The organism is Gemmatimonas sp. (assembly GCF_041689975.1).
Lineage (GTDB): Bacteria > Gemmatimonadota > Gemmatimonadetes > Gemmatimonadales > Gemmatimonadaceae > Gemmatimonas.
Genome location: NZ_JBDNFF010000352.1, coordinates 1 through 3,045, shown reverse-complemented (window position 1 = coordinate 3,045; position 3,045 = coordinate 1). Strand labels below are relative to the sequence as shown.

Here is a 3,045-nt window from a genome sequence, read left to right as displayed (position 1 = left end):
TCGGTGATTCGCGATCCCACAACTTCGATCGCTGGCAGCATGTAGCCAAGCGCCTTGAGGAGGTCGACGATGGTCGGTTCGTCCTTGGTGAGGTCAGAATCAAGTACTAGTGCGACCTCAGCCTCCACGCGGGGTTGCAAGACCCGGAGCGCTGGAATCTGTTCGCCGTCGATGAGGCACATATCGGCGAACAACACCCCGTAGTCCGGCTCGTCTACGCCGAGTTGACGCTGAACCGCCTGGGACGTCAAACCGATCTTGTGCCCTACGCGTCGCCGACCTTCGGCGACCGATCGCTCTGTGTTTAGGAGTTGGACGGAGTAGGCCATCGCGAGCCCCGAGAGATCGTGTCGTACGGGCGGTATCGGCTGGAACCGCTGCTCGCTCTGCCAGAGCAGTTCTGCGATATCGCTAGTGCTTTGGGTCATGCTGGAGGCCTCGAATCAATCAGCAAACAAACTCCCACCCGGGAATCTGTTCCTCACGACCGGACGGGTAGATGAGGGGTTGCACTGCAGTATGAATCCTCTTCACTCGAGATGAGAATGGCCGCAGTCCGGCAGGCGGACCCAGTCAACCATTTTCTACGGCTGCGGCGAACTCGGTCCACCTGACGGTCCTAGCGCCTTGCAGTCAGGCCAGTCTTGCCCGATTATTCCTTCTTGGTCGGCGTCAGCTGCGTCAAGTGCAGGCCGCTGCTCTCGGACACGTAAGGGAGACGCTTGTGGGAACTGATTCAGTAGCGATAGTTGGCGCGAACCTCGCTGGAGGGCACGTTGCGGCCGCCTTACGAAACGAGGGCTTCGGTGGTCGCATTTTGTTGATCGGCGCCGAACCGCACCGACCGTACGATCGTCCTCCAGTTTCAAAGGAGCTGCTTACCGGCGCCAAGTCCGCCGAGGATACGTTTCTGCATCCGCAGCCTTGGTATCAAGACCATGAAATCGAACTACTGCTGGGCGAAACGGTCGACTCCATCGAGACAGCACGTCCGTCGGTCACACTTCGGAGCGGGCCTCGCATCGCCGTCGACCGGATCGTGCTCTGCACGGGCGGCCGAGCACGCCGTCTCGACATACCAGGAGGCGATCTTGCAGGTATCCACTACTTGCGCACCCTGGATGATGCGGCCGCTCTCCGTGCGGACCTGGCACAGCCTCGTCGAGTGGTGGTGGTCGGGTCAGGTTTCATTGGGGCCGAGGCAGCAGCATCCGCACGATGCATGGGGCACGACGTCACAATCGTCGAATTCGATCCACGCCCATTCACCAGAGTTCTCGGATCCGAGGTTGGTGCGCTAGTCGAACGGTTACACAGCGTCAACGGCGTCATCATCCGCGGCGGCGTCAATGTCGCCAGGTTCGTGGGAACCGAGAGAGTGGAAGCGGTCGAGGGCGCCGACGGTGAGCGATTCGAGGCCGACGTCGTGATCGTCGGAATCGGAATGGAACCCGCTACCGAACTCGCGTCACAGGCCCACCTCACGGTGGCCAATGGCGTATGGGTGAACGAGTTCTGCGAGTCCTCGCATCCGAGCGTGCTCGTTGCAGGCGATGTCGCCAACCAACACAATCCGTTTGTGGGCGAGAGGATTCGCTTGGAGCATTGGCAAAACGCTCTGCATCAGGCCGGAACCGTCGCCCGGACCATTGTCGACCTCCGGGAACCCAATGTGGCAGTGCCCTGGTACTGGTCGAACCAGTTCGACCTCGAGCTGCAGATCGCCGGGCATTCCGCACCGAACGATGAGGTAGTTTTCCGAGGCGAACCTGAGTCCGGGTCATTCAGCGCGCTTCACCTGCGCGAAGGCCGAATCGTGGCTGCGATAAGCGCCAACCGACCGCGAGAACTGCGCGCCGCGCTCCGCCTGATCGAGCGTCGGGCAACGGTCGACGCCACCGTCTTGCGCGACGATGACAGGGATCTCAGCGATGCCCTCACAGCGCCAATGACTCCCTGACGGTGTTCTGGTATGGCCATGGAATACTCGACTCTTGGCGCTTCCCGCCTTCGAGTCTCCCGGCTGGCGCTCGGCACAGCAACGTTTGGCGTGGCCCCGACCGCTGCAGACGTCAACGCACTCGTTGCAGCCGCACTCGACCTTGGCATCAACTTCTTCGACACCGCCAACTCCTACGGCAATCAGTCCACGTTCGACCGTGCGCGGCAACCAAGCGCGAACGAGCGTGAGTCTGCGGAGTCGCTGTTAGGCAGAGCCTTGCGAGGCCCAATCAATCAAGTCGCTGTTGCGAGCAAAGTGGGCGAACCACTCGGTTCGAACCGTGAAAAACATCCCTTTGTCGGCTGCCTGACCCGCGACCATATCAAGGAGCAGGCTCATCGAAGCCTCGAGCGACTCGGCACCGATCGAATCGACCTCTACTACGCCCACCTTCCCGACCCAACCACGGAGCTTGCCGAGACGATCGGCGCCTTCAACGAGCTGATCGACGAGGGCCTCATTGGAGAGTGGGCAATCTCCAACTATTCGGCCCGGCAGACGGCAGAAGTGGTGGCCACGGCGGAGCGCTGCGCAATGCGGTCGCCTGTCGCCAACCAGGTCAGCTACCACCTAGCAAACCGTTCCATCGAGATCGACAGCCTTCCTGAGGTGACAGAAGCCGCACGCGTTGCTTTGGTGGCGTATGGCCCCCTGGGGGGCGGTCTGCTTGCCGGCAGCGCCGAGCTCTCGCAAGACTACGCCGGGAATCGCCGCTGGGGTGGGGCCGGCTTCAGCGCTTCCGATGTGCGGCAAGCAACCGCCTTCGAATGGTTGGCCGGCGAATGGGGGATCAAGCCCGCGCGGCTAGCACTCGCCTGGCTTCTTGGGCGACGAAACGTCGCATGCGCTGTACTCGGGACGACTTCCCAGGAACGGCTCGCGAGCGCATGCAGCGCTGTCGACCTGGACCTCAGCGATGAACAACTAGTCGCCCTCGACGAGATCGCACACAGACAGTGACACTAGACCCTGTCGGTCCGTCAGGCGGACCGTGACTCTTGGTGGACCGGTGCGTTCCGTCAATACTGTCGGCGTTGCCGGGC

General features: G+C 61.9%; 2 protein-coding genes and 1 pseudogene. 2 read left to right on the top strand and 1 reads right to left on the bottom strand.

The window, feature by feature from the left end; translation table 11 throughout:
* Window positions 1–428: pseudogene (locus tag ACESNG_RS20785) on the bottom strand (2-keto-4-pentenoate hydratase); the annotation flags it as partial.
* A 257-nt stretch (window positions 429–685) separates the two neighbouring features.
* Between ACESNG_RS20785 and ACESNG_RS20780 the strand changes: the two are divergent.
* Window positions 686–1,960, top strand: a complete 1,275-nt coding sequence (locus ACESNG_RS20780) for an NAD(P)/FAD-dependent oxidoreductase (protein ID WP_373070649.1) — start codon at window positions 686–688, stop codon at window positions 1,958–1,960.
* A 12-nt stretch (window positions 1,961–1,972) separates the two neighbouring features.
* Window positions 1,973–2,962: an aldo/keto reductase gene (locus tag ACESNG_RS20775; protein WP_373070648.1), complete on the top strand. Its 990-nt coding sequence runs from the start codon at window positions 1,973–1,975 to the stop codon at window positions 2,960–2,962.
* Window positions 2,963–3,045 lie beyond the last annotated feature (83 nt).